This is a genomic window from Lysobacter enzymogenes (genome assembly GCF_900106525.1).
GTDB classification, from domain to species: domain Bacteria; phylum Pseudomonadota; class Gammaproteobacteria; order Xanthomonadales; family Xanthomonadaceae; genus Lysobacter; species Lysobacter enzymogenes.
Map to the genome: position 1 here is coordinate 548,555 of NZ_FNOG01000002.1, position 25,497 is coordinate 574,051.

Sequence of the window (25,497 nt, forward strand, 5' to 3'; positions counted from 1 at the left end):
CGATGTCGCGCCTGCGCCAATGGTGGCTGTACCTGATGAGCAAGCGCAGCGAAGTCGCCGCGCTCGACTACAAGGACGCCTACATGGGCAAGGTGATCATGGACATCCACCGCCTGCGCAGCGACAAGGCGCAGGCGCTGGTGCCGCTGAGCGCGCTGCAGCCGATCCACCGCATCGACCGCGAATCGGCGCTGCAGGCCACCCGCGCGCGGGCGCAGGCGCTGGCCGCGCGCCGCGACGAACTGCTCGCGCGCGGCACGCTCGACCTGGCCGCGCTGAGCGAGATCATCCCCTCGGTCTCGCAGATCAAGGTCGTCGCCGACGGCGCGCGCTGGCTCGCCTTCGAAGGCAACGGCCGGCTCTACGCGATGCGCGAGGCCTTCGGCGAGGACTGCGCGCTGCAGGTGGAAGTGGAGGAATACCGCTTCGCCAAGCCGCACAAGATCCAGCGCCGGCTGCGCCGGATCCGCCGGCTCAACGCGCTGGAGTAAACGCGACCGGCGCCGATCTGCGCGCGCCGAACCATTCGTCCCGATGGCCGCCGCCGTTCGGCGCGCGATGTCTGCGTGCGTTGGGCTAGCATGTCGATGCCGGCAAGGAGCCGGTTTTCTAAGGGGGAAGGGTATGAGTGCGTTGTTGATGGGCCTGATGATCGTGGGCGGCCTGATCTGCTTTGGCGCTGGACTGTGGCTGCTGGTGTTGGCGTTCCAGGAAAGCGTTTGGTGGGGCTTGGGCTCGCTGCTGCTTTCGCCGGTCATGCTGGTGTTCGTGATCCTGCATTGGAACAAAGCCAAGGTACCGTTCCTGATCAACTTGGGCGGCCTCGCGCTGGTGATCGTCGGCGCCGTGATGCTGCCGAACTACGGCCCGCCCACGGCCTCCGTTCCAGCCGGCTATTAAGGGGCCATGGCTGAACCGGCTGAAGTTCGCGCCGGCGCCCCTCGCGGCGCCGGCGTAAAACCGCCACCGCCCTCGCCAATCCGCGACGCCGCGCACTTAACCCCAACAGTCCGTTCGCCGCGGCCGCGAGCATTCTCCCCCAGTCGCGCTAGGATGCTGGAACCATGACCGCCGCCCACGCCCCCGCACACGGCGACCACTCGATCCGCGAGGAAATCGCCAACGCCCTCACCCACGGTCTCGGCGCCACCGCCGCGCTGGCCGGCGGGTCGGTGATGATCACCCTGGCCGCGCTGCACGGCGACGCCTGGCAATTGGGCAGCGCGATCGTGTTCGGCGTCAGCCTGCTGCTGCTGTATATCGCCTCCACGCTCTATCACGCGATCCAGCACCCCATCGCCAAGGGCCGGCTGAAGGTGTTCGACCATTGCGCGATCTACCTGCTGATCGCCGGCACCTACACCCCGTTCACCCTGATCGGCCTGCGCGGGCCGTGGGGTTGGGGCCTGTTCGCGGCGATCTGGGCGCTGGCCGCGGCCGGCATCGTGTTCAAGCTGTTCTACACCGGCCGCTTCAAGCTGCTGTCCACCGCCATCTACATCGCCATGGGCTGGCTGGTGATCGTGGCGGCCAAGCCGCTGCTGGCCGCGCTCGACGCCTGGACGCTCGGCTGGCTGCTCGCCGGCGGCCTGTGCTACACCCTGGGCACGGTGTTCTATCACCGCCCCTCGCTGAAGTACTCGCACGCGATCTGGCATCTGTTCGTGATCGCCGGCAGCGTCTGCCATTACGTCTCGGTGCTGTCGCAAGTGGTGCCCACGCCCGAGGCGATGACGGCCTGAACGCCGCACGCGGCGTCCACCGCGCGTTCACCCACGCTTTACCGGGCCCTGGCGATGGTGGGGCCACCGTAGCGACCAGGCCCCTGCGCGGGCCGGCCTTTGATGCGGCCGTCCGCGCGCTCTCGCGATGAACTCCGCTTCCGCCATCCCAGAATCTGCCGTCCCAGACTCCGTCGCCGCCGCGCCGGCGCGCGCATGGCCGCGCCGGCATCCCTGGCTGACCGCGCTGGCCTTGTTGGCGCTGGCATTGGCGGCGCTGATCGCGCTGTGGGACTGGAACTGGTTCAAGGGCCCGATCGAGCGCCAGGTCGAAGCGCGCACCGGGCGCAAGCTGCAGATCGGCGGCAATCTCGACGTCGACCTCGGTCGGGTGCCGGTGATCCGCGCCGACGCGCTGAGCTTCGCCAACGCGCCCTGGGCCCAGCAACCGCTGATGGCCAGCGCGCAGCGGCTGGAGCTGGCGATCGAACTGTGGCCGCTGCTCAAGGGCGACATACGCATCCCCGACATCCGCCTGAGCCAGCCGCGCGTGTACCTGCAAAGCGACCGCGAGCACGGCGGCAACTGGGTGTTCGGCAACGACGGCGGCGGCGAGCTGCCGACGTTCCGGCGCATCTGGATCGACGACGGCCGCCTGGAATTCCTCGACCCGGCCGACAAGACCGACATCCGCCTGGACATCGCCAGCCGCGAACCCAAGCGCGAAGACGCCGCGCCGCCGGTCGAAGTCGCCGGCAAGGGCCGCTGGAAGAACAACGCCTTCACCCTGCAAGGCCGCGCCGAATCGCCGCTGGAACTGCGCGATACCCGCAATCCCTACCGGCTGAACCTGCGGGCGAGCGCCGGCGCCACCCGCGCCCACGCGCGCGGCGAGCTGGTCGATCCGTTCCATCTGCGCAATTTCGATCTGCAGTTCGCGCTCAGCGGCAAGAACCTCGCCGACCTGTATCCGCTGATCGGCGTGGCGATTCCGCCGACGCCGCCGTACGCGCTCGACGGCCGCCTGCGCCGCGACAACGCGCTGTGGCGCTACGACGGCTTCACCGGCAAGGTCGGCGACAGCGATCTGGCCGGCAATGCCAGCGTCGATGTCGCCGGCAAGCGGCCGTACCTGCGCGCCGACCTGGTTTCCAAGCGCCTGGACTTCGACGACCTCGCCGGCTTCGTCGGCGCCGCACCCGAGCAGGGCCGCGGCGAAAGCACCAACCCCGAACTGGCCGCGCAGCACGCGCGCCAGGACGCCCGCGCGCGGCTGCTGCCGGACACGCCTTACCACTTGGACAAGCTGCGCTCGATGGACGCCGACGTGAAGCTCAAGGCCGCGCGCATCGAAGCGCCGGGCTGGCCGCTGGACGACATGCAGGCGCGGCTGCTGCTCGAAGACGGCCTGCTCAAGCTCGATCCGCTGAACTTCGGCGTCGCCGACGGCGACATCCGCGCCACCATCGCCATGGACGCGCGCGCCGCAACCCTACGCACCCGCGCCGACATCCGCGCCCAGCGCCTGACCCTGGCCGAGCTGATGCCGACGGTGAAGCTGGGCCAGGACGCGATCGGCAAGGTCGGCGGCCGCATCGCGCTCAGCGGCAGCGGCAACTCCATCGCCGCGATGCTGGCCGGCAGCGACGGCAGCGTCGCCGTCGGCATGGGCCAGGGCCAGATCAGCAACCTGCTGATGGAATTCACCGGCATCGACGTGGCCGAGATCCTCAAGTTCAAGCTGGTCGGCGACCACAAGATCCCGATCCGCTGCGGCTTCGGCGATTTCGCGGTGCGCGACGGCGTGATGACGGCCAAGGCGCTGGCCTTCGACACCAGCGACACCGTGCTGATCGGCAGCGGCACGATCGATCTGAACCAGGAAAAGCTCGACCTGACCATCCGCCCGCGCCCCAAGGACCGCAGCCTGCTGGCGCTGCGCACCCCGCTGCTGGTGACCGGCACCTTCAAGAACCCCAACGCGCGTCCCGACTACAAGCGCCTGGGCCTGCGCGGCGCCGCGGCGCTGGCGCTGGCCGCGATCGCGCCGCCGGCGGCGTTGCTGGCGACGCTGGAACTGGGGCCGGGCAAGGACACCGGCTGCGCCGGGCATGTAGTGAACTGAGCGGCGCAGCGGTTCACGGCGCGACGCGCGCGACGCGCGCGACGCGCGAAGCCGGGCTCAGTGCGCGGCTGCGCGCACGTAGTCCTTGCCGTCGTAACGCAGGTAGATCGGGCTGGTGCTGCCGTCGTCGTCGGTCTTTTCCAGGTCGTACTCGAATCCGCCGTCGGCCGAGCGCCGCTGCGCGACCACGCGGATCCGGCGCAGGCAGGATTCGAGGTCCTGGTTGGAGGTCATCGACATCGAAGCCAGATCGAACTCCAGGTGCCGCAGCACCACCTCGCGACCGTCGCGGCAACGGCCGCCGTCGCGCTTGGGATCGCTCGCCGCTTCGGCGCGCACCAGCGCCTGGTAGACGTCGTCGCGCTTGCCCTGGGCGAGGATCGCGACCTTGTCGAATTTCTCCGCGCGCTGGTTGAAGAACTCGGCCGCGCCTTCCTCGAGGCTGCGCTCGGCGACGCCGACCGCGAGCGTGCGGCCGTCGGCCGAAAGCGTGGCCGCGACCGGCCCCTGGGCCAGATCCGGCGGCGCGGCCGGCTCGACCGGTGCGGCGGCGGACGGCGCGGCGCGTTCGCAGGCGGCGAGCGACAGCGCGAGCGCGAGAACGGCGAAATACGGGCGAATCGGGCCGAGCGGGCGGAATCCATTCATTGCGGACGATGCCTATCCGTAGCAGAAGAGGCCCGACCATAGCAGCCGCGCGGCGGCAGTGACCACGCCGCGCGCAGGCGCCGCCAGCGCGCGCGAGTCCATGCGGGGTATCGGCGCGAACCCGGCCAAGGCCGGCGCGCACTACGCGATAGGACGAACGATCAGCTGGCGATATACCGCTGCAACTGGTCCAGCTCGACCCGCTGATCCTCGATCACCGCCTTGACCAGATCGCCGATCGACACCACGCCGACCACCTGCCCGCCTTCCAGCACCGGCAGGTGGCGGATGCGCCGGTCGGTGACCAGTTGCATGCAGTGTTCGGCGGAGTCGCCCAGACTTACGCTGATCACCTGCGCGGTCATGATGTCGCGCACCGGCGTGTCGGCCGACGAACGCCCCTGCAGGACGATCTTGCGCGCGTAATCGCGCTCGGACAGGATCCCGGCCAGGCGCGCGCCTTCCATCACCAACACCGCGCCGATGCGTTTTTCCGCCATCAGCCGGATCGCGTCGATCACCGGCGCGTCGGGGCCGATCGCGAAGACCTCAGCGGTCTTCGCCTCCAACAACTGTCTGACTGTGCGCACGACCGTCTCCTTCCGCGAACGTGGGGAACGTAGAGATCGCTTTCCGGCCCGAGGATACTCCCGCCGCCGGCTGCCAGGTGTCGACGAGATATAAAGGCCGCCGCTTGGACTCCTCGTACAACCGGCCCAGGTATTCGCCGATCAGGCCCAGCGCGATCAGCTGCACCCCGCCCAGGAACAGGATCACCGCCATCATCGTCGGCCAGCCCTGCACCGGGTCGCCGAACAGCAGCGCCTTGAGCACCACCTTGAGCGCGAAGGCGAACGCCAGCGCCGCGGTGACCAGGCCCAGATAGGTCGCCAGCCGCAGCGGCGCGGTCGAGAAGCTGGTGATGCCCTCCAGGGCCAGGTTCCACAGCCGCCAGAAGTTGAACTTGCTGCGCCCGGCCACCCGCGCGCCGCGGTGATAGGGCAGCGCGACGCGGTTATAGCCGACCCAGCCGAACAGGCCCTTCATGAACCGGTGGCGCTCGCGCAGCTGCCGCAGCGCGGCCAGCGCGCGCGGCGAGAGCAGGCGGAAGTCGCCGGTGTCGGCCGGGATCGGCGTGCGCGAGAGCCGCCCGATCACACGGTAGAAGGCGTGCGCGGTGGAGCGCTTGAGCCAGCCCTCGCCCTCGCGCTCCAGGCGGGTGCCGTAGACGTCGTCGAAGCCTTCGCGCCACTTGGCCACGAACTGCGGGATCAGCTCCGGCGGGTCCTGGCCGTCGGCATCGAGGATCAGCGCCGCGCCGGTCTCGACCAGATCCAGCCCGGCGGTCAGCGCCGCCTCCTTGCCGAAATTGCGCGACAGCCGCAGCAGCCCCACCCGCGGGTCGGCCGCGGCGAAGGACTGCAGGATGCTCCAGGTGGCGTCGCCGCTGCCGTCGTCGACGTACAGCACCTGGCCGTCGACGCCGTCGGCGGCCAGCGCGTCCAGCGCCGCGGCGATGCGCGGCTGCAGCAGCGGCAGGCTCTGCGCCTCGTCGAAGGCGGCCAAAACGACGGTGACGCGTTCGCGGTCCATGCCGCGAATAGTAGCGGCGGCGGCCGTCGCGGGCACGGCCGCGGCGGCCTCACTCGATCTGCTTGAGATAGCCGTCGCCGCCGATGTTGCGCATCTGCCGCTGGATCGCCGCCGCGCGCCGCTGCACGTACGGCCCCGGCTTGGCGATGCTGTAGCGCTTGGGATTGGGCAGCACCGCGGCCATGCGCGCGGCCTCGCCGGGGCCGAGGCGGCTGGCGTCCTTGCCGAAATACGTGCGCGCGGCGGCCTGCGCGCCGTACACGCCATCGCCGAACTCGGCGATGTTGGCGTAGACCTCCATGATCCGGTGCTTGGGCCACAAGGTCTCGATCAGCAGCGTGTACCAGGCCTCCAGGCCCTTGCGCGCCCAACTGCGCCCGCCCCACAGGAACAGGTTCTTGGCGGTCTGCTGGCTGATCGTGCTGCCGCCGCGGACCTTGCGCCCGCGCTCGTTGTTCTTGCGCGCCTTCTCGATCGCGGCCAGGTCGAAGCCGTAGTGATCGGCGAACTTCTGGTCCTCCGAGGCCACCAGCGCCACCGGCAGGTCGGCGGAGATCTCGTCCAGGTCGCGCCAGTCGTGGGCCAAGCGGAAGCCGAAATCGCCCTCGCCCCAGGCCTCGAACTGGCGAATCAGCATGAACGCCGAGAACGGCGGGTCGAGGAAACGCAGCGTCGCCACCTGCAGGGTCGAGGCCAGCGCGAACAGGAACGGCAGCGCGATCAGCCAGCGCAGCCAGCGCCGGGCGCGGCGCGGCGGCGGCGCGGCGGCAGCGGCCGGCGCGGCGGGGTTCAAACCTTGCACTGGCCCACCTGCGTCCCCACTCTTGCCGCAGGACGGTTCGCCCGCCGTGTCGGCTTTGCTCGCACCGCTCGCAACCGCATCGCCTTGCATCCCCTTAGTTCACGCGAACGTGCGCATTATCCGCCAAGCCGCCGTCGCCGCGGCATCTACAGTGCGCGCCGCCTCATGAGAGTACCGACCCGATGACCACCGCCGACCACGCCCCGCCCGCCTCCGAAGGCCGCGACCGTCTGGCCCGTTTCCTGATCGAAGCCGCCGGCGTGCGCGGCGTGCATGTGCGCCTGGACGAGACCTGGCGCCAGATCCGCGAGCGCGCCGAGTACCCGCCCGCGGCCGCCGAACTGCTCGGCGAAGCCGCCGCCGCCGCGGCCTTGTTCACCGGCCACGCCAAGGTCGACGGCCGCCTGTCGGTGCAGTTGCGCGGCGCCGGCGCCCTGCGCACCCTGTTCGCCGAATGCACCGCCGCCGGCACCCTGCGCGGCATCGTCCAACTGGCCGAGGACGCCGGCGAAGTCTCGCGCGACCTGCGCGAGCTCGGCGACCAGGCGGTGCTGGCGATCACCATCGAAAACCCCAGCGTCGGCGGCCGCGACCCGATCCGCTACCAGGGCCTGGTGGCGCTGGAATCGGATTCGCTGGCCGGCGCCTTCGAGGGCTATTTCCGCCAGTCCGAGCAGCTGCCGACCCGGCTGCTGCTGGCCGCCGACGGCGACCGCGCCGCCGGCCTGATGCTGCAGAAACTGCCCGGCGACGGCGGCGACGAGGACGGCTGGACCCGGGTCGGCGCCCTGTTCGACACCCTGGGCAGCGCCGAACTGCTGGACCTGCCGGCCGACGACCTGCTGCTGCGGCTGTTCCACGAGGACGGCGTGCAGCTGCTCGGCGGCAGGCCGCTGGCCTTCGCCTGCTCGTGCTCGCGCGAGCGGGTCGAGGCGATGCTGGTCTCGCTGGGCCGCGAGGAAGCCGAAGCGGCGGTCGAGGCCGCCGACGGCCAGGCCCAGGTGCGCTGCGAGTTCTGCGGCCAGACCTACCGCTTCAACGGCGACGAGGTCGCCGGCCTGTTCGCCGCGGCTGCGGCCGAGCTGGAGGCCCCGCAACGGGTCCAATGACCCGACCGGCGGTCGTCGCACGGGCCGTTTCGGAGCGATATGAGACCGTTTTCCGATTGTTAAATAAACATAAACCCTCTATAGTCGATCCGTAATTCCGGGGAACTCGGCCGGCTTCATTCGGTCTTAACGACGGTCCGCGCCACCACTGAATCTTCACGATGCTCAAGCTCTTGCGCCATTTGCCGCTCGCACTGACGCTCGCCCTAGGCGTGGCGGCGGGTGCGCACGCGCAGGCCAAGCGCGACACCACCTACCTGCCGGTGTGGAACCAGAACAACGGCAAGCTGGAGTATCTGCTGCAGCTCGAGCCGGCCGATCGCGCCGGGGTGCGCTGGAAGAGCGGCGCCAACACCTTCGACGCCACCCTCGGCCTGGACAGCGGCGATGGTTTGGGCTTGGTCTGCGACCGTAAATCCGGCCTGGCCGGGGCGATCGGCAACCTCGCCAACCACTGCCTGCTGGCCGCGCTCGACGACGACGACCGCAACGACAACCGCCAGTTCTCCGCCGGCGCCAGCCTGAGCCGCCCGGGCGGCCGGGTCGGCGTGACCCTCGGCAACGGCCGCGACACCCTGCCGTCGTGGATGAGCCCGAACGGCCGCACCAGCCGGGTCGACCAAAACACCCTCACCGTCTACGGCCAGAAGAACATCGGCCGCGAGGCGATGGTCTCCATCGGCGGCACCTGGGCCCGCGCCAAGCTGATTCCGGCCGGCGAAATGCCCAATCTGGCCGACCACTGGAACAGCAAGAGCATCACCCTCGGCGCCGCCTACGGCAATTTCGGCGCCAACATCGTCGGCCGCGTGGTCGACACGCCCGGCCAGCCGGGCCAGTGGGAAGGCCTCGGCGTCGGCCTGACCTGGCGCACGCCGTGGAGCGGCCAGCTCACCGTCGGCGCCGAAAACGTGGTCACCCGCGGCAAGAACCCGTTCGCGCCGGGCAACGGCGAGAAGGACGAAGGCACCGTGCCTTACGTCCGCTACGAACAAGACCTGTAATTCCGCTGCGCTGCGCGCGTGCGCCGGCTTCGGCCGTCGATTCCCTAGTACTGCGGCACTTGGCCCTTCGGCCACGGGTGTGCGTTTGCGCTGCGTCTGATTGCGTTTCGTTTGGTCGCGGCACGGTTTGATCGCGCCTCCGCCCTGCCCTGCTGCGCAAGCCAGCATCGCGGCTTGGTCCCTGCCGCCTCGCGCCCCCCATCCCCCGCCGTCTTCCGCCGACCGCCGTCGTCGGCCGCGCCCTCGCATCGCCCCGCGATTGGCCCCGTTTCCGATCCCAAATCAGCGGATCCGCGCCATCCGGCGCCCTCGTAAAAATTGTGTGTATTTGTGCGAGCCCGGGAACGGCGCACAGCGCGCAGGCCGCTTCAGGTGCCTGAAATGGTCGAACGGCGACCTCGAAAACACCACCTGAATGCGGATTAGGCCTATAAATTTCGCCGATTCGGTCAAATTCCCGAGCGCGCTTTGTCAGGCCGTGTACGCAAAAGTATGGCTGGCGCACGGCTCCCGACGCGTCACATCCCGACACTTAACGACACTTTAATTTTTCCGAGGCCACGGTTAGCATCGGCGAACCTTGCCGGATCTTGGCGTTTCATTTGACGCTTCCGGCTTGGATTTCACGGGATTCATCAAGACCGATTTCGGAGAGAGAGAATGACTTTCAAGACCACCAAGCTCCGTGACGCGATCACTTTCGCGCTCGCTGTGGGCTCGACGGCCATCGCAGGTGCCGCCGTTGCGCAGGAAGCGACCGCGCCGGCGCAGCAAAAGGCCACCACGCTCGACCGCATCGAAGTGACCGGTTCGCGCATCCGTCAGGTCGACCTGGAGACCGCCCAGCCGGTGCTGGCGATCACCCGCGCCGATATCGAAAAGCAAGGCTTCCAGTCGGTCGCCGACATCCTGCAGAACATCTCCGCCACCGGCGCCCCGGCGATCAGCCGCGCGCAGCCGCTGTCGGCCGGTGAGAACGTCGGCGGCCAGTTCATCAGCATGCGCAACCTGGGTGCCACCCGCACCCTGATCCTGGTCAACGGCAAGCGCCTGGGCATCAGCACCAGCGGCTTGCAGGACGTCTCGCTGATCCCGACCGCCGCGGTCGAGCGCATCGAAGTGCTGAAGGACGGCGCCTCGTCGATCTACGGCTCCGACGCCATCGCCGGCGTGGTCAACATCATCACCCGCACCAACTTCGAAGGTGCGACCGCCAACGCCTACTACGGCCAGTACAGCCAGGGCGACGGCGCCACCACCCGCGCCGACTTCGTGCTGGGCTTCACCGGCGACCGCGGCTCGCTGACCGCCGCCGTCGAATACCGCAAGGAAGAAGCGGTGTTCTCCGGCGACCGCGAGTTCTCCGCGTATCCGCAGGGTCCGATGCACCCGACCCGCAACTGGACCACGGTGAGCCAGTGGGGCGTGATCAACCTGCCGACCGCCAACGGCGGCAACCGCGTGCTCAATCAGGGCGGCGACTGGCGCCGTCTGTCGAACTACCACGCGCTCAACACCAACACCGGCGCCACCGCGGCCGATCCGAACGGTTCGACCGTCGACAAGAGCAACACCAACCTGCAGACGCACCTGCGCACTCCGCTGGAGAGCCGCTCGCTGTTCGTCAACGGCGTGTTCGACATCACCGACAAGGTGCGCTTCCGCAGCGACATCCTGTACTCGCAGCGCGACGCCGAGCGCCAGGTCGCCGGCTATCCGTTCCAGAGCGCGTCGGCCGGCCCGATCCCGGGCGGCTTCCGCATGTCGAAGGACAGCTACTACAACCCGGCCGGCACCCAGTGGGGCCCGGGCAACGGCGTTACCGCCCAGGACGTGAACTTCTGGCGCCGTACCTGGGAAATCCCGCGCGTCGATAAGCCGACCTCCACCACCTGGCGCTTCGCCGCCGGCCTGGAAGGCAGCTTCGAAGTCGGCGAGCGCAACTTCGATTGGGACGTGGGTTACCTGTACAACAACAACAAGGTGACCCAGGAAAACTACGGCAACCTCAACATCGAGCGCACCAAGCAGGCGGTCGGTCCGTCGTTCCTGAACCCCACCACCGGTGTGGTCCAGTGCGGCACCCCGACCAACCCGATCCCGCTGACCCAGTGCGTGCCGTGGAATCCGTTCATCCCGTTCGGCCGTACCGGCGACGGCGGTCTGACCGGCAACCAGGCCCTGCAGGACTTCCTGTTCCAGCGCCTGAACTCCAGCGGCGAAACCGAAACCAACGTCTACAGCGCCAACCTGTCGGGTTCGCTGTTCGCCCTGCAGGGCGGCGACTTCGGCTTCGCGGTCGGTTATGAACACCGCAAGGAGAAGGGTCGCTTCATTCCGGACGCGCAGGCGGTCACCGGCAACTCGACCACCCTGGCCGGCGGCCCGACCAACGGCACCTACAGCGTCGACGAGTTCTTCGTCGAGCTGGCGATCCCGCTGCTGGCCGATCTGCCGGGCGCCAAGGAGCTGAGCTTCTCGGTCGCCAGCCGTTACTCCGACTACAGCACCTTCGGCGACACGGTCAACAACAAGTTCGGCTTCAAGTGGAAGCCGATCGACTCGCTGCTGTTCCGCGGCACCTATGCCGAGGGCTTCCGCGCGCCGACGATCAACGACCTGTACGGCGGCGGCTCGCAGACCTTCTCGTTCTTCACCGACCCGTGCGACAGCACCTTCGGTGCGGCGCGTGGCTCGGCCGCTTGTAGTGCGGTCACCCCGCCGGGCTACCGTCAGGTGGCGCAGGGCGGCAACGCGGCTCTGGGTCCGAACTCTCAGACCCCGGTGGCCTTCTTCTCCGGCTCCAACCCGAACCTGATTCCGGAAACCTCCAAGTCGCGCACCTTGGGCGTGGTGTGGAGCCCGGGCTTCGTCGAAGGCCTGAACGCCAGCCTCGACTGGTGGAAGATCAAGATCGAAGACACCATCGTCGCCGACACGCCGACGCAGATGCTCAACGACTGCTACATCTCGGGCGATGCGAGCCGCTGCGCCGGCTTCACCCGCGGCGCGGTCGACCCGCTCAACCCGCTCACCGGCTTCGTCAACAGCCTGACCTTCAGCACCATCAACGCGGGTTATCGCGAAGCCGAAGGCTACGACCTGGAAGTGAACTACCGCCTGCCCACCAGCATCGGTAACTTCGCTCTGAACTGGCAGACCACGTACACCGCCAAGGACGAGATCAAGACCGACACCAGCAAGACCGGCCTGCCGCAGCAGCTGGTCGGCTACGCGATGTCGCCGGGCTTCACCGGCACGTTCCGTATCCGCTCCAACGCTTCGCTGAGCTGGGAGAAGGGTCCGTTCAGCGCCACCTGGGGCGCGCGCTACTACTCCTCGCAGAAGGAAACCTGCTTGTCGCTCGCTCTGTTCCCGAGCGAGTGCGACAACCCGACCTTCCGCGCCGAGAACTCCGCGCAGACGCGTCCGATCAACAAGCTGGGTTCCAACACCTTCCACGACCTCGAGTTCCGCGTCGCTACGCCGTGGAATGCGACCGTCGCGGTCGGTGCGAACAACGTGTTCGACCACGTCGGCCCGACGCTGTACAGCCAGCCGAGCGCCAACGTCTCGTACCAGGGCCAGTTCGACATCGGCCGCTTCGTGTACATGAAGTACCAGCAGCGCTTCTGATCGATCGCGTCCGATCGATCCTGCTGCACCGCAACAAACGAACAAGGCTCCCCTCGGGGAGCCTTGTTTTTTTATGTGCCGACGGCCGTCTCAGATCGTAATGCGACGACAGCCGGGCTTTAACAACACTTTAATTATTCCTCGGGGCCGTCTAACATCGGGCACGCTTTGCCAACTTAGGCCTTCCCTTTTGCGCCGACTGGCTCAGCTATGTGCACGAATCCCATTCTTTCAGGTACAGACTTGGAGAGAGAGATGACCCTGAAGACCAACAAGCTGCGCGACGCGATCACCTTCGCGCTGTGCGTGGGTGTAACCAGCCTCGCCGGTACCGGTCTGGCTGCCGCCCAAGACGCAGCCCCGGCTGCACCGGCGGCACAAGACGCGACCACCCTGGATCGCATCCAGGTCACCGGCTCGCGCATTTCGATCCCCGGCCTGACCACCAACAGCCCGGTCATGACCGTCAGCAAGGAAGAAATCGCCCGCAGCCAGCCGGTGGCGGCGGAAGACTTCCTCAAGATCGTTCCGGGCGCGGTGCCCTCGATCGGCCCGGGCACCAACAACGGCGCCAACGGCGGCGCCACCGTGAACCTGCGCGGCCTCGGCGACAACCGCACGGTCGTGCTGATGGACGGCCGCCGCGTGGTTCCGTTCAACCTGTTCGGCGTGGTCGACACCAACGTCATTCCGGTCGCGCTGATCGACAGCGTCGACCTGGTCACCGGCGGCGCCTCGGCCGTGTACGGCGCCGACGCGGTCGCCGGCGTGGTCAACTTCGTGCTCAAGCGCAACTTCGAAGGCATCGAAGTCAACTCGAGCTACGGCCAGTCCAGCAAGCAGGACGCCGACCGCCGCAACACCACCGTCACGATGGGCATGAACCTCGACGAGGGCCGCGGCAACTTCGTGCTGAGCCTGGGCAAGACCGACAACGACCCGCTGCTGCAGGGTTCGCGCGGCTTCTCCGAGTTCAACCTCGACTCGACCAGCGGCGAAGCCGGCGGCTCGGGCACCTCGATCCCGACCCGGGCCGGCACCCTCGGCCAGATCAATCCGGCCACCGGCCGTTTCGACGGCATCTCCACGCCGTTCAACTACAACCCGTACAACTTCAACCAGACCGCGCTGGACCGCTGGCAGGCCACCGCGCTGGGCCGCTACGAGATCAACAAGCACGCCGAGGCCTACACCCAGCTGCTGTACACGCGTTCCAACGTGTTCTCGCAGATCGCTCCGGGCGGCCTGTTCGGCGGCCGCTTCAATCTGGGCATCGGCAACCCGCTGATTCCGGAACCGGCCCGCCAGCAGCTGTGCGCCGCGTTCGGCGCGCCGGGCATCAACTGCGCCGTCGGCAGCACCGACACCGTCAGCACCACGCTCAACCGCCGCACCACCGAACTGGGCACCCGCTCGACCGACTTCCAGAACAAGGTCTTCCAGGCGACCATCGGCGTTCGCGGCGACATCACCGACAACTGGCGCTACGACGCGTACTGGTCGCACGGCGAAGCCGATCAGCTGACCGTGTCGGCCGGCTTCCTGTCCAAGTCGCGCACCCAGCAGGCGCTGCTCTCGGTCGACGGCAAGAACTGCGTGAATCCGACCGGCGGCTGCGTGCCGCTGAACCTGTGGGGCCCGGAAGGCACGATCAGCCAGGACTCGAAGAAGTTCCTGGAAGTGCTGACCTTCGCCACCCAGCGCGTCGAACAGGAAGTCTGGTCGGGTTCGGTCAACGGCGATCTGGGCGACAACTTCAAGAGCCCGTGGGCCGATTACCCGATCGGCCTGGCGTTCGGCCTGGAAGGCCGCAAGCTCGACGCGCGCAACCAGGCCGACGCGGCCTCGCGCGATCCGGTCGAGGTGCAGGGTGCCGGCGCCGCCAACCCCGACGTGCGAGGCAGCTTCACCCTGCGTGAGGCCTACGTCGAAACCATCGTTCCGCTGATCAGCGGCAAGACCGGCGCGCAGAGCCTGAACTTCGAAGCCGGCTACCGCCACAGCCAGTTCAAGTCGGGCCAGACCGACACCGACTACGGCAGCTACAAGTACGGCCTGGAGTGGGCGCCGATCGAATCGCTGCGCTTCCGCGGCATGTTCCAGCGCGCGACCCGCGCCCCGAACGTCAACGAGCTGTTCCAGCCGGTCATCACCAGCCTGGACAACACCGCGGTCGACCCCTGCCAGGCGTCCGAGCTGGCCAAGCACGGCGGCATCAACGGCCCGGTCGGCCAGTTGTGCGTCGCCACCGGCGTGCCGCAGGCGATCCTCACCGGCCAGGGCGGCGTGGAAGAGCCGAGCGCCGGCCAAGCCAACGCCTTCATCGGCGGCAATCCGATCCTGGGCCCGGAAAAAGCCGACACCCAGACCCTCGGCCTGGTGTGGCAGCCGGTCGAAGACCTGTCGATCACCCTGGACTACTGGAAGATCGACATCAAGGACGCGATCACCCGTCCGGTGCTCGGCGATGCGCTGTTCGGTTGCTACGACCAGCGGTTCAACCCGACCCTCAGCATCAGCAACCCGATGTGCCAGCTGATGATCGGCTCGCGCGAAGCGCAGGACGGCTCGCTCAACGGCGAAGCGCGCGGTCCGTTCCTGAAGCTCTCGAACAAGGGCCGCATCACCACCAGCGGCTGGGATCTGGGCGTTCGCTACGGCATCCCGCTGGCCAACGAGTGGGGCCGCCTGGACTTCTCGCTGGACCTGACCAAGACCGACAAGTACGACTACCAGGGCGACCCGGCCGTGGGCAAGCACGACTGCGTCGGCGTCTACGGCGTCTCGTGCAACGTCATCGCCGGCATCGTGTACGACTACAAGTCGAACTTCCGCGCGGTGTGGTCGATCAAGGACTTCGAGCTGGGCGTCAACTGGCGCCACCTGAGCGCGGTGGACGTCGAAGAAGGCCCGATCGAGTGGTTCCCGGCCTACACCTCGATCGATTCCTACGACTACTTCGATCTGACCATGGCCTACGAGCTGCCGTGGAACGCGCGCATCAACTTCACCGTCAACAACATCGCCGACAAGAAGCCGCCGGTCGTGGGCAGCAACATCGGCAGCACCGGCTTCAACAGCGGCAACACCTTCCCGCAGTTCTACGACACCCTGGGCCGTTACTACACCATGGGCATCACGATGCGGTTCTGATAACAAAAACGGCGTAATCCGAGTCGTTGGAGGCGGGCTTCGGCCCGCCTCTTTTTTTGTTCGGAGTTCGGCATTGGCGATGCGGGATGCCGGATGCGAAATTCGGAGTGCCGGATGCCGGATGCCGGAAGCGAGGTGCCGGATGCAGGATGCCGAATGCCGCGTCGCCCACACGCTGTCATCCCCGCGAAGGCGGGGATCCAGGGCTTCACCGCGGCATGGCTCTGAAGTCTCTGGATCCCCGCCTTCGCGGGGATGACGGGCTGGGAGTTATGTCGGTTGCTGGCAAAGCGGCGGATGCATCGCGTCTGACGCCATCCCGCAAGAAAACGGCTGCGCTTGCCCTTGCACCTGCGCCCGCCTCAACGCTCCGCCCCGGCCAAAAACTCGCGATGCGCCTTCATCATCGCATCGACCATCGCCCGCTCGGCCAGCGACAGCGCCGGGTTCCATACGTCGAAGATCAGCACCACGCGCAGGTCGTCGCTGTCGTTGCGCGCTTCGTGCTCGATCGAATCGTCGAAGATCAGCGTCTCGCCGACCTTCCACTCGCGCCGCTCGAAGCCGACCCGATAGCTGCACTGCTCCGGCACGATCAGCGGCAGGTGCGCGACCAGCCGCGCGTTGGTCTCGCCGTGGTGCGGCGGGATGTGGGTGTGCGGGGCCAGCGCCGAGAACATCGCGTTCGGGCAGACGTCGGCGATGTCGGCCATGTCCACCGCCTCCAGCGCCGCGCGCGTGGCCGGGCAGCGCGCCAGATGGGCGTCGACCGGCTGCGAATAGCTCCACAGCTTGTAGGTGCTCCAGCGCCGCGAATGGTTGAGCTCGCGCCACTGGTTGACCGGATCGCCGGGCTGGTACTCGATGTAGGGCGTGAACTCGGCCTGCTCGTCGCGCAGCGCCTGACGCATCTCGCGCACGATGTCGTAGGTGCGGCTTTCCAGCTCCGGCACCCAGGCGAACTGCTCGCGCTCGAAGAACGGGATCGCCGGCAGGCGCGGCACGCACAGCTGGTTGCAGTCCGACAGATACGGCTTGCTGCGCCCGACCAGGATCGACGCCGCCTCCTGCCAGCGTCCGCGCGCGCCGAACGCCAGCGCCTCGCGCGGGCCGCCGATGCGGTGCTCGAGGAAGGCGGTGAATTCGTCGCGGTATTCCTCGAGCTTGCGCTGGGCGTGTTCCAGCTGCGGCCGCAGCGCCTCGGGCCAGTGCGGCGGCGGCGGCGCCACGGTCAGCGCGTTGCGCCAGGCCTGCGCGGCCGCGCGCGCCTGGCCCTGGCGTTCCAGCCACGCCGCCTTGGCCAACAGACCGGCGAGGAAATACGCATCGCGCGCCAGCGCGGCCTGGATCGCGTCCCACTCGCCCTGGACGTTGCCGCGCTCGCGCTCGACCACCCCGATCGACAGCAGGATCATCGGATCCTGCGGCGCGGCGTTGTGCGCGGCCTGCAGCAGCTCCTGCGCGCCGGCGGTGTCGCCGCGCTGCAGGGCGTGGATGCCCAGGCTGTACAGCGCCTGCGGATGCTGCGGCGCCAGCGCGCGCACCTGCTGCCACAGCCGCTCGGCGTCCTGCCAGCGGCCCGCGCGCGAGGCCAGGCCGGCGGACTGGACCAGTTGATTGACTTGCTCGTTCAAGACCCGCCCCCGCGGCCGCCGGCGGCGCCGGCGCAGCCTCCAGCATAAGCACGGCCGCCGGTGCCGGCCAGCCGGCTTCGGCGTCGCGCCGTCGCGTGGCGGGGATTGTGGGCATCGTCGGCGCTCGCTACCGTTTCGCGATGCGCCTGCGCCTGCCCCCGCTGTGGCTCCTGGTCCTGCTGTGGTGGATCGCCTATGCGGTGGTCTACGCCGGGCAGGTACTGAGCATGAGCGAGGCCAGCGGCCATCCCGAGCCGTTCGCCAAGATCCTGGTCGACAGCCTGTCGATCTGGCTGACCTGGGTGCCGATCACCCTGGGCCTGGTGTGGGTGGTGCGGCGCTGGCCGATCGAGCCGGGCCGGATCGGTCGCGCCTTGGCGATCCAGTCGCTGGCGGTGCTCGCCGCGGTGCTGCTGCGCGCGGCGCACATGTACTTCACCAACTCGATCCACGTCTGGTTCGAAGTGCTGCCGGACTTCGCCACCGTTGCGTTGATGAGCCTGCGCAACAACGTGATGATGGCCTGGATGATCGTCGCCGCCGCGCACGCGGTGGTGCTGTCCGAGCGCATGCGCGAGCGCGAGCGCCGGCTGCTGCAGGTCGAGGCGCATCTGGCGCGCTCGCGGCTGGAGGCGTTGAGCGCGAAGCTGCACCCGCACTTCCTGTTCAACACCCTCAACTCGATCGCCGAACTGGTGCACAGCGACCCCGACGTGGCCGAGGACGTGCTGGTCGGCCTGGCCGAGCTGCTGCACGACAGCCTCGACGCCGACCAGGCGCCGCTGCGGCCGCTGCGCGCGGAGGCCGAACTGATCCGCACCTACCTGGGCATCGAACAACTGCGCCTGGGCGAGCGCTTGCAGACCCAGTGGGCGCTGGACGACGACGCGCTCGACCTGCCGGTGCCCACGCTGCTGCTGTTGCCGCTGGTGGAGAACGCGATCGTCCACGCGATCGCGCGCCGGCGCGAACCCGGCCTGCTGTCGGTGCGGGCGACGCGCGAAAACGGGCGGCTGATCATCGAAGTGGCCAATCCGCTCGCCGCCGGCGGCTCCGCGCCCGGCAGCGGCCTGGGCCTGGGGACGACGCGCGAGCGCCTGCGCTGGCTGTACGCCGAGGCCGCCACGCTGGAGCACGGCCCGACGCCCGACGGCCGCCATCTGGTCCGGGTCGGCCTGCCGCTCACCCGGCCCGCCAACGCCGCCGACCCGGCGCCGGCGCCATGAACGCGTTGCGTGTGGCCATCGTCGACGACGAGCCGCTGGCGCGCGCGCGCCTGCGCCGCCTGCTCGAACGCAGCGACGGCGCGCGGGTCGAGGTCGCGGTGGAATGCAGCGACGGCGCCGACCTGGCCGCGGCGCTGGCGCGCACGCCGGTGGACGCGGTGTTTCTCGACATCCAGATGCCCGAGGCCGACGGCTTCGCCGCGCTGGCGCGGCTGCCGCCGCCGCACCCGGCGATCGTGTTCGTCACCGGCTACAAGCAGCACGCGGTGCGCGCGTTCGAAGTGCGCGCGACCGACTACCTGCTCAAACCGGTCTCGGCCCGGCGCTTGAGCGAAACCCTCGCGCGGCTGGTGCAAACGTGTGCGATGGCAGCGCACGAACCCGCGGCCGCGATCGCGTCGCCCGAGCCGGCGGCGCCGCGCGTCTACCCGGAACGGTTGCCGCTGCCGCTCGGCCAGCGCCGCGTGCTGGTGCCGGTCGAGGACATCGAACTGGTGATCGCGCAACGCAATTACCTGGAAGTGCAGACCGCCGAGCGCAGCTTCGTGCTGCGCCAGCCGCTGGCCGCGTTCGCGGCCGAGCTCGATCCGCGCCGCTTCGTCCAGGTGCACCGCTCGCTGCTGGTGCGCGCCGGCGCGGTGCGCGAGATCCGGCCGCTGGAATCGGCGCGCTTCCGCCTGACCCTGCACAGCGGCAAGCAGGTGCGCAGCGGACGCAACTACCGCGAAGCGGTGCGCGCGCTGCTGCAGCCACGCTGAGCCGTTCGCGGCCATCGCGCAACGGCCATCGACGGCCGGCGAACGCTGCGAAAACGCAGCGCATCGGCGCGAACGCCGCGCCGTAACGACGTCCGCGTGCAGTTCGTCGTCGCGGCCGTGCGCTTCGTCCCACAGCGCTTACCACCGCCGTTGCGCCTGCGTAGCATCGTTTTTGTAGACACACGCATGGGACGCGCGATGCAGCGCCAAGGAAGGCCTTGCCGCTTGGGCTGGCGGCATCGTCGCTGCGGACTGTTCCGGTGCGGTTCGGGGTCGATGGGCGGTTCCCAGGTTCCGCCGCCTGTCGCCTGTGCGCGGTGTCTGCTCCGGCTTCGCGGCCAAGGAGGGCCCGATCGCGCAAGGACGCGCGGGGAAGCGGGAAGGTCGGCAGGTGCGCAAGGATGCGTATCGCGCCGGCGGATCGGGGACATGCGCAAGGATGCGCATCGGACCGGGGGCTGCGGGACGCGCGCACGGATGCGCTTGGCACCGCGGCCTTCGGCAGCAAGGGATGATGCGGGACCGTCGCGCCTCGCGGCCGGAAGGAACCGGCCGAGGGGCGCGACTCCCGGAGTGTCGATGGAAAACCGACCGCGCCTGCGCATCGCGCCGGTCGCGGCGATGGCGCGCGGTGCAAGCCGCCGACAAGCGCCATCCTTACGATGCAACGCGGCGAAACTACCGCCGCTCGATCCCGCCAATTCGACGACGCGGAAACCCACGATTCGCGAAATGTCCCGTCGCGGCCGCCGCAGCATCGCCGGCGGCCCGAAGCGCGCCTGTCGCAGCGCGCCTTCCTGCATCGGCCGATCAGTTCAGATCCAGCACCGCATCGCCGGAGAACGTCTCCAGGCGGACCCGGCCGTTGCCGCCGCCGTAGCGCTGTTCGAAGCTCGAACCCGGGCCGTGCTTCGGCCGCTGGATCTGCGCGTCGGGTGCGCGCAGGTCGCCGCTGAAGCTCTCCCCGCGCACCACCGCCGACAGGTTGCGCGGCAGGCGCAGGCGCACATCGCCGCTGACCGTCTTCAGACCGATCTCGCCGCCGGCGGCGAGCGCCGCGGCGATGCGCAGATCGCCGGACACCGACTCGCCGGAGATCTTGTTCAAGCTCGATTCGTGCGCGGCCATGTCGACCGAGCCGGACACGGTTTCCACCGAGGCCTCGCCGCTGAGGCGGCCGCGCAGGTTCAGGTCGCCGCTGACCGTCTGCGCCGAAACCTTGGGGCTGTTAAGGGTCAGGTTGAGGTCGCCGCTGACGCTCTCGATCTGGGCCTCGCGCGGCGCGCCGGCGACGATCACATCGCCGCTGACGCTTTCGATCTTGAGCTCGCGCGAGGCCACGCCGTTGACGTCGACGCTGGCCGACACCGCATCGATGTCGAGCTTGGCGCGCAGCGGCACGGTGATCTTGAGATCGCTCGGCTCGCCCTTGTCGCCGCCGGCGAGGAAGCCGATGCCGCTGCCGCGGTTGGGATAGCGCACCTTGATCGACAGCTGCTGCTTGTCGCCTTCGATCGCCAGCTTCTCGACGCCGTCGCCGAGCGAGCCTTCGATCTTGACCTCGGGGCGGTCCCAGACCCGGACCTGGATCGAGCCTTTGACGTTGTCGATCTCGACGCTGCCGAGCGGATCGAGCGCGCGGGTTTCGTTGATCGGCGTGGCGGCGAAGGCCGGCAGCGCCGCGGCCAGGGCCACGGTCAAGGTCAGGGCCGGCAGGCCGGGAGCGACGGCGCGTGGAACGCTGCGGTTGCGGAAGGCGGCGGGAATCATCGGAGCGTTCTCCTCGGATCAGGTGTAGGCCAGGCGCTGCGCGAGCGCGAGGCGGCGTGCGTAGGTGCGGCGCAGCTGTTCCAGCAGCATCCGCGAATCGGGGTTGTGCGAAAGCGCATCGAGGATCAGCGCGGCGTTGCGGTCGAGGTCGTCGAAGGCCGGCTTCATCGCCACCGAAGCGGCCGAGACCGGTTCGACTTCGCGCAGCGCGGCCTGGTACTGCAAGGTCATGCCCTGGGCCTCGCGCTGGAGCAGGCTCGGCGCGGCGCCGGGCCGGGCCGCCGACGAAGCGGTGGGCTGGACGGCCGCGTAGCCGCCGGCCGGCGCGGACGGATCCTGGGCGCCGCGGAAATGCGCGCCCAGACCGACCGCGAGCGCGGCCACGCTCGCGGCCAGGGCCAGCGGCGCCATCCAGCCGCGGGAGGGGGCGTTGCGGCGCGGCAGGGCGACCACCGCGGCGGACTCATTGGCGACGCGTACGGCGGGTTCGGTCGGCTTCGCCTGTTCGCCGGCCGGGGCCTGCTCGCCCAGGCGTGCGGCGATGCCGGACCACAGGTCGCGCGACGGCGGCTGGTCGCGGCGCAGCGCGCGCAGTTGCCAGCGCAGCGCGTCGGGCAGTTCGCCCTCGCCGGCGCGGTCCGGGCCGCGCGGATGGAGTTCGTTGTCGTTCATGCCTGTTCTCCGAGCCGGGCGCGCAGCAGGCTGCGCGCGCGGTGCAATTGCGCCTTGGAACTGCCGACCGCCATGCCCAGTTCGGCGGCGATCTCTTCGTGCTTCCAGCCTTCCACGTCGTACAGCACCAACACGGCGCGGGCGCGCGGCGGCAGGCTGGCGACGGCGCGCTCCAGGTCCATCGACAGCGCGGTGACGTGGCCGGCCGAATCGGCGCTGCCGAGCGTGTCGAAGGTTTCCTCGTCGCTGTCCTCGAACGGACGGCTGCGACGGCCGCGCAATTCCATCAGCGCGGTGTTGACCGCGAGCCGGTGCAGCCAGGTGCCGAACGCCGATTCGAAGCGGAAGTTCGGCAGCGCCTGCCAGGCGCGGACGAAGGCTTCCTGGGTCAGATCCTCGGCGCGGGCGCCGTGGTAGCCGACCAGGCGCGCAATGACGCCGTGGACGCGGCTGGCATGGCGGCGGTACAGCGCCTCGAAGGCGGCCACGCCGCCGGCGGCGGCCTGCGCGACCAGGGCCTGGTCGGCGTCGGCATCGAGCGCGGGGGCGGCGTCGGGCATGGTGTCGTTCACGGCGGTCAGCATACTGAGTCCGATGCGGGGTCGGGGCTCAGGGTTTAAGGCGTTGGAGGCGGGCCGCGGGCGGCGAAGAGCCAAGGGCCGCGTCTGCTCAAGGTCGTCATCCCCGCGCAGGCGGGGATCCAGAGACTTCAGCGCTATGCCTCGGTGAAGCCCTGGATCCCCGCCTTCGCGGGGATGACGGCTTGGAAGAGGCGTAACGACGGAAAACGCGCCCGGCCGGAATGCCCGGCAGGCGGGACCACCGAAGCCCCTCTCCCGCCTGCGGGAGAGGGGTTGGGGTGAGGGGCCGCAGCCGCGTGCCCTCATCCGGCCCCCTGCCTACGCAGGGGCAGGCTCTGCGGGCCACCTTCTCCCGCAAGCGGGAGAAGGAACGGCGCGATCAGCCCTTCAACGCCGCAGCGATGCGCTTTTGCTCGTCGTGCAGCGCCTGCGGCATGCGCGGGCCGTACTCGCGCAGGTACTCGCCGATGCTGTCGAACTCGGCGCTCCAGCCGGCGTGGTCGAAGCCAAACAGCTTGGCGTGGGCCTCCTCGCTCAGCGCGACGCCGTCGAGGTTGAGGTCGCTCGCCTGCGGCAGATGCCCGATCGGCGTTTCCGCCGCACCGGCCTCGCCCTTGACCCGGCCGATCATCCACTCCAGCACGCGCAGGTTGTCGCCGAAGCCCGGCCACAGGAACTTGCCGTCGTCGCCCTTGCGGAACCAGTTGACGTGGAAGACCTTCGGCAGCTTCGCGCCGGCTTGGTCAAACGACAGCCAGTGGCCGAAGTAATCGGCGAAGTTGTAGCCGCAGAACGGCTTCATCGCCATCGGGTCGCGGCGCATCACGCCGACCGCGCCGGTCGCGGCGGCGGTGGTTTCCGAGCCCATCGCCGCGCCGACCAGCACGCCGTGGGTCCAGTCGCGCGCTTCGAACACCAGCGGCACCAGCGAGGCGCGGCGGCCGCCGAACACGATCGCCGAGATCGGCACGCCGGCGGGGTTTTCCGCTTCCGGCGAATAGCTCGGGCACTGCTTGGCCGAAACGGTGAAGCGCGCGTTGGGATGCGCGGCCGGGCCCTTGGCGGCGTCGAAGCCGTTGCCGCGCCAGTCGGTGACCGGGGCGAGGCCGTTGTCCAGGCCTTCCCACCACGGCTGCGCGTCGGCGGTGACGCCGACGTTGGTGAAGATGGTGTTGGTCTGGATCGAGGCCAGCGCGTTCGGGTTCGACTTGGCCGAGGTGCCCGGCGCGACGCCGAAGTAGCCGGCCTCGGGATTGATCGCGTACAGGCGGCCGTCGGCGCCCGGACGCATCCAGCAGATGTCGTCGCCGACCGTCCACACCTTCCACCCGGCCTGGCGATAGCCTTCCGGCGGAATCAGCATGGCCAGGTTGGTCTTGCCGCAGGCCGACGGGAACGCCGCGGCGACGTAATGGGTTTCGCCCTGCGGGTTCTCGATGCCGACGATCAGCATGTGCTCGGCCAGCCAGCCTTCGTTGCGGGCCTGGTGCGAGGCGATGCGCAGCGCGTGGCACTTCTTGCCGAGCAGGGCGTTGCCGCCGTAGCCCGAGCCGAACGACTTGATGGTCAGCTCGTCCGGGAAATGCATGATGAAGCGGCGCTCGGGATCGAGCTCGCCGATCGAATGCAGGCCGCGCACGAACGAGTCGCCGCCTTCGATGCGCTTGAGCGCGGCCGCGCCCATGCGCGTCATCGTGCGCATGTTGGCGACCACGTACGGCGAATCGGTGATCTCCACGCCGCAACGCGCCAGCTTTGATTCGATCGGGCCCATGCAGTAAGGGATCACGTACATCGTGCGTCCCTTCATGCAGCCTTCGAACAACGCGTCCATCTTCGCGTGCGCGTCGCGCGGCGCCATCCAGTGGTTGTTCGGGCCGGCGTCTTCGGGCTGCTGGGTGCACACGAAGGTCAGGTGCTCCACGCGCGCCACATCGTCCGGATGCGAGCGGTGCAGGTAGCTGCCCGGATGGGTGTCCTGGTTCAAGGTCTCCAGTGTGCCGTCGGCCAGCATGCGCTGCAGCAGCGCCTGGTACTCGGCGTCGCTGCCGTCGCACCACACGATCGCGTCGGGACGGGTCAGCGCGGCCACCTGCGCCACCCACTGGTTGAGCGCCGGCAACGAACTGCCCGCGCTCCCCGGCGCGGCAGTCGCGGGGGCGGGATCTTTCAAATTGGCATTCACGGCAGTGCTCTCCGGGGGATCGGAAAAGGAAGCGGTTTACGACGAGGGAATCAGCGTGGCCATCATGTGTTCGACATAGGCCTCGAACTCGTCGTGTTGCATGCGGGTCTGGTGCAGTTGCAGGTTCAACTGCAGGAAGCCCACATAGGCGGCGTAGAGCAGCCGCGCGCGGTGCTGCGCGTCGGTGCGGCTCAGGCCGGCCTGGCGGAACGATGCGGTGAGGTAATCCAGGCGGCGTTCGGAAACGCGGCCGATCACCGGCTGCACGGCGGGATGGTCCAGCGCCTTGAGCAGTTCGGAATAGATGATGTGCGACTTGACCTCGTGGGCGACGAGGTGGAACAGCGAGCGCAGGCGCTGGCGCGGATCGGGGATCGGCTCGAGCTGGCCGAACACGGTTTCCTGTTCGACTTTCTCCCAGCGCTCCAGCGCCGCGACCAGCAACGCATCGCGCGAAGGGAAGTGCCAGTAGAAGCTGCCCTTGGTTACGCCGAGGCGTCGCGCCAGCGGTTCAACCGCAACGGCGGCCACGCCTTGCTCGGCGATCAGATCGAGCGCGGCCTGCGCCCAATCGTCGGCGCTGAGGCGTCCGCTGCGCTCGGGCTTGCTGGCCTCCGCCTTGCTGGAGGGCTTGGCGTCGGCGGACGCGGTGTCGAGCGAGGGCTCGGACTTGTTCGGGGCGGGCTGGTTCATGGCTGCCAAGTTTATCCATACGCCTTGGTCGGGAACAGTACGCAGTGCAGCAAACCGTTCCGAATCGGCTCAGGAAGATAATGCTGCATCGCAACACGAACTCCGTCGAAAACGCCGCTTGTGCGCGCTTTTCCGCGGCGCGCGCGGTGCGGACGCAGCGTTGCGCGAAAAAGCGCGCCGGTCGGTT

Annotated in this window: 20 protein-coding genes; 10 read left to right on the forward strand and 10 right to left on the reverse strand. The window is 69.0% G+C overall.

Annotated elements, in window-relative coordinates:
* Positions 1-2 precede the first annotated feature (2 nt).
* From BLU84_RS06655 to BLU84_RS06670, 4 genes are all read left to right on the forward strand, one after another.
* Positions 3-491, forward strand: a complete 489-nt coding sequence (locus BLU84_RS06655; protein WP_074864255.1) for a hypothetical protein — start codon at positions 3-5, stop codon at positions 489-491.
* Between the two features lie 133 nt (positions 492-624).
* Complete coding sequence (locus tag BLU84_RS06660) at positions 625-900, forward strand: hypothetical protein (protein ID WP_074864256.1); 276 nt, start codon at positions 625-627, stop codon at positions 898-900.
* 164 nt (positions 901-1,064) lie between these two features.
* Positions 1,065-1,742, forward strand: a complete 678-nt coding sequence (trhA, locus tag BLU84_RS06665) for a PAQR family membrane homeostasis protein TrhA (RefSeq protein WP_074864258.1) — start codon at positions 1,065-1,067, stop codon at positions 1,740-1,742.
* A 127-nt stretch (positions 1,743-1,869) separates the two neighbouring features.
* On the forward strand, positions 1,870-3,846 hold the full coding sequence (locus tag BLU84_RS06670) for an AsmA family protein (RefSeq protein WP_074864260.1): 1,977 nt from the start codon (positions 1,870-1,872) through the stop codon (positions 3,844-3,846).
* 57 nt (positions 3,847-3,903) lie between these two features.
* Here the strand turns inward: BLU84_RS06670 and BLU84_RS06675 are convergent, their stop codons facing one another.
* The 4 genes from BLU84_RS06675 to mtgA all read right to left on the reverse strand — a co-directional run bounded on the left by BLU84_RS06675 (position 3,904) and on the right by mtgA (position 6,880).
* A complete protein-coding gene (locus BLU84_RS06675) occupies positions 3,904-4,494 on the reverse strand; it encodes a hypothetical protein (protein WP_074864262.1) in 591 nt (196 codons plus the stop codon).
* 161 nt (positions 4,495-4,655) lie between these two features.
* Positions 4,656-5,084 (reverse strand): CBS domain-containing protein, encoded by a 429-nt coding sequence (locus BLU84_RS06680; protein WP_074864263.1) that lies wholly within the window; start codon positions 5,082-5,084, stop codon positions 4,656-4,658.
* Complete coding sequence (locus BLU84_RS06685; RefSeq protein ID WP_074864265.1) at positions 5,044-6,087, reverse strand: glycosyltransferase family 2 protein; 1,044 nt, start codon at positions 6,085-6,087, stop codon at positions 5,044-5,046. Before BLU84_RS06685 ends, BLU84_RS06680 begins: the two co-directional genes overlap by 41 nt.
* Positions 6,088-6,136: 49 nt before the next feature.
* Positions 6,137-6,880, reverse strand: coding sequence for a monofunctional biosynthetic peptidoglycan transglycosylase (gene mtgA / locus BLU84_RS06690; protein WP_074864268.1), 744 nt, complete (start codon positions 6,878-6,880; stop codon positions 6,137-6,139).
* Between the two features lie 191 nt (positions 6,881-7,071).
* On the opposite strand from mtgA, the gene hslO reads away from it, so the two are divergent.
* The 4 genes from hslO to BLU84_RS06710 all read left to right on the forward strand — a co-directional run bounded on the left by hslO (position 7,072) and on the right by BLU84_RS06710 (position 15,791).
* A complete protein-coding gene (gene hslO, locus BLU84_RS06695; protein WP_074864270.1) occupies positions 7,072-7,998 on the forward strand; it encodes an Hsp33 family molecular chaperone HslO in 927 nt (308 codons plus the stop codon).
* Positions 7,999-8,159: 161 nt separating this feature from the next.
* Positions 8,160-9,002: an XOO1806 family protein gene (locus BLU84_RS06700; protein ID WP_074864272.1), complete on the forward strand. Its 843-nt coding sequence runs from the start codon at positions 8,160-8,162 to the stop codon at positions 9,000-9,002.
* A 660-nt stretch (positions 9,003-9,662) separates the two neighbouring features.
* The gene (locus tag BLU84_RS06705) at positions 9,663-12,638 is read left to right on the forward strand and encodes a TonB-dependent receptor domain-containing protein (RefSeq protein WP_074864274.1); all 2,976 of its coding nucleotides are present in this window, start codon (positions 9,663-9,665) and stop codon (positions 12,636-12,638) included.
* 255 nt (positions 12,639-12,893) lie between these two features.
* Positions 12,894-15,791, forward strand: coding sequence for a TonB-dependent receptor domain-containing protein (locus tag BLU84_RS06710; RefSeq protein ID WP_074864276.1), 2,898 nt, complete (start codon positions 12,894-12,896; stop codon positions 15,789-15,791).
* Positions 15,792-16,153: 362 nt separating this feature from the next.
* On the opposite strand, the gene BLU84_RS06715 is transcribed toward BLU84_RS06710, so the two are convergent.
* Positions 16,154-17,425, reverse strand: a complete 1,272-nt coding sequence (locus BLU84_RS06715; protein WP_233431086.1) for an aspartyl/asparaginyl beta-hydroxylase domain-containing protein — start codon at positions 17,423-17,425, stop codon at positions 16,154-16,156.
* A gap of 140 nt (positions 17,426-17,565) precedes the next feature.
* On the opposite strand from BLU84_RS06715, the gene BLU84_RS06720 reads away from it, so the two are divergent.
* Positions 17,566-18,651 carry a sensor histidine kinase gene (locus BLU84_RS06720; RefSeq protein ID WP_139174726.1) on the forward strand — a complete coding sequence of 362 codons (1,086 nt, stop codon included), beginning with the start codon at positions 17,566-17,568 and terminating at the stop codon, positions 18,649-18,651.
* Positions 18,648-19,409 carry a LytR/AlgR family response regulator transcription factor gene (locus BLU84_RS06725; RefSeq protein ID WP_074864283.1) on the forward strand — a complete coding sequence of 254 codons (762 nt, stop codon included), beginning with the start codon at positions 18,648-18,650 and terminating at the stop codon, positions 19,407-19,409. The genes BLU84_RS06720 and BLU84_RS06725 overlap by 4 nt, the downstream gene beginning before the upstream one ends.
* 810 nt (positions 19,410-20,219) lie before the next feature.
* On the opposite strand, the gene BLU84_RS06730 is transcribed toward BLU84_RS06725, so the two are convergent.
* From BLU84_RS06730 to BLU84_RS06750, 5 genes are all read right to left on the reverse strand, one after another.
* Positions 20,220-21,179, reverse strand: a complete 960-nt coding sequence (locus tag BLU84_RS06730) for a DUF4097 family beta strand repeat-containing protein (RefSeq protein WP_083382374.1) — start codon at positions 21,177-21,179, stop codon at positions 20,220-20,222.
* Between the two features lie 18 nt (positions 21,180-21,197).
* Positions 21,198-21,851, reverse strand: a complete 654-nt coding sequence (locus BLU84_RS06735; protein WP_074864284.1) for a hypothetical protein — start codon at positions 21,849-21,851, stop codon at positions 21,198-21,200.
* Positions 21,848-22,435 (reverse strand): RNA polymerase sigma factor, encoded by a 588-nt coding sequence (locus BLU84_RS06740; RefSeq protein ID WP_074864286.1) that lies wholly within the window; start codon positions 22,433-22,435, stop codon positions 21,848-21,850. The genes BLU84_RS06735 and BLU84_RS06740 overlap by 4 nt, the downstream gene beginning before the upstream one ends.
* A gap of 376 nt (positions 22,436-22,811) precedes the next feature.
* Positions 22,812-24,617 carry a phosphoenolpyruvate carboxykinase (GTP) gene (locus BLU84_RS06745; RefSeq protein WP_233431087.1) on the reverse strand — a complete coding sequence of 602 codons (1,806 nt, stop codon included), beginning with the start codon at positions 24,615-24,617 and terminating at the stop codon, positions 22,812-22,814.
* A 36-nt stretch (positions 24,618-24,653) separates the two neighbouring features.
* The gene (locus tag BLU84_RS06750; RefSeq protein WP_074864288.1) at positions 24,654-25,310 is read right to left on the reverse strand and encodes a TetR/AcrR family transcriptional regulator; all 657 of its coding nucleotides are present in this window, start codon (positions 25,308-25,310) and stop codon (positions 24,654-24,656) included.
* Between the last annotated feature and the right edge of the window lie 187 nt (positions 25,311-25,497).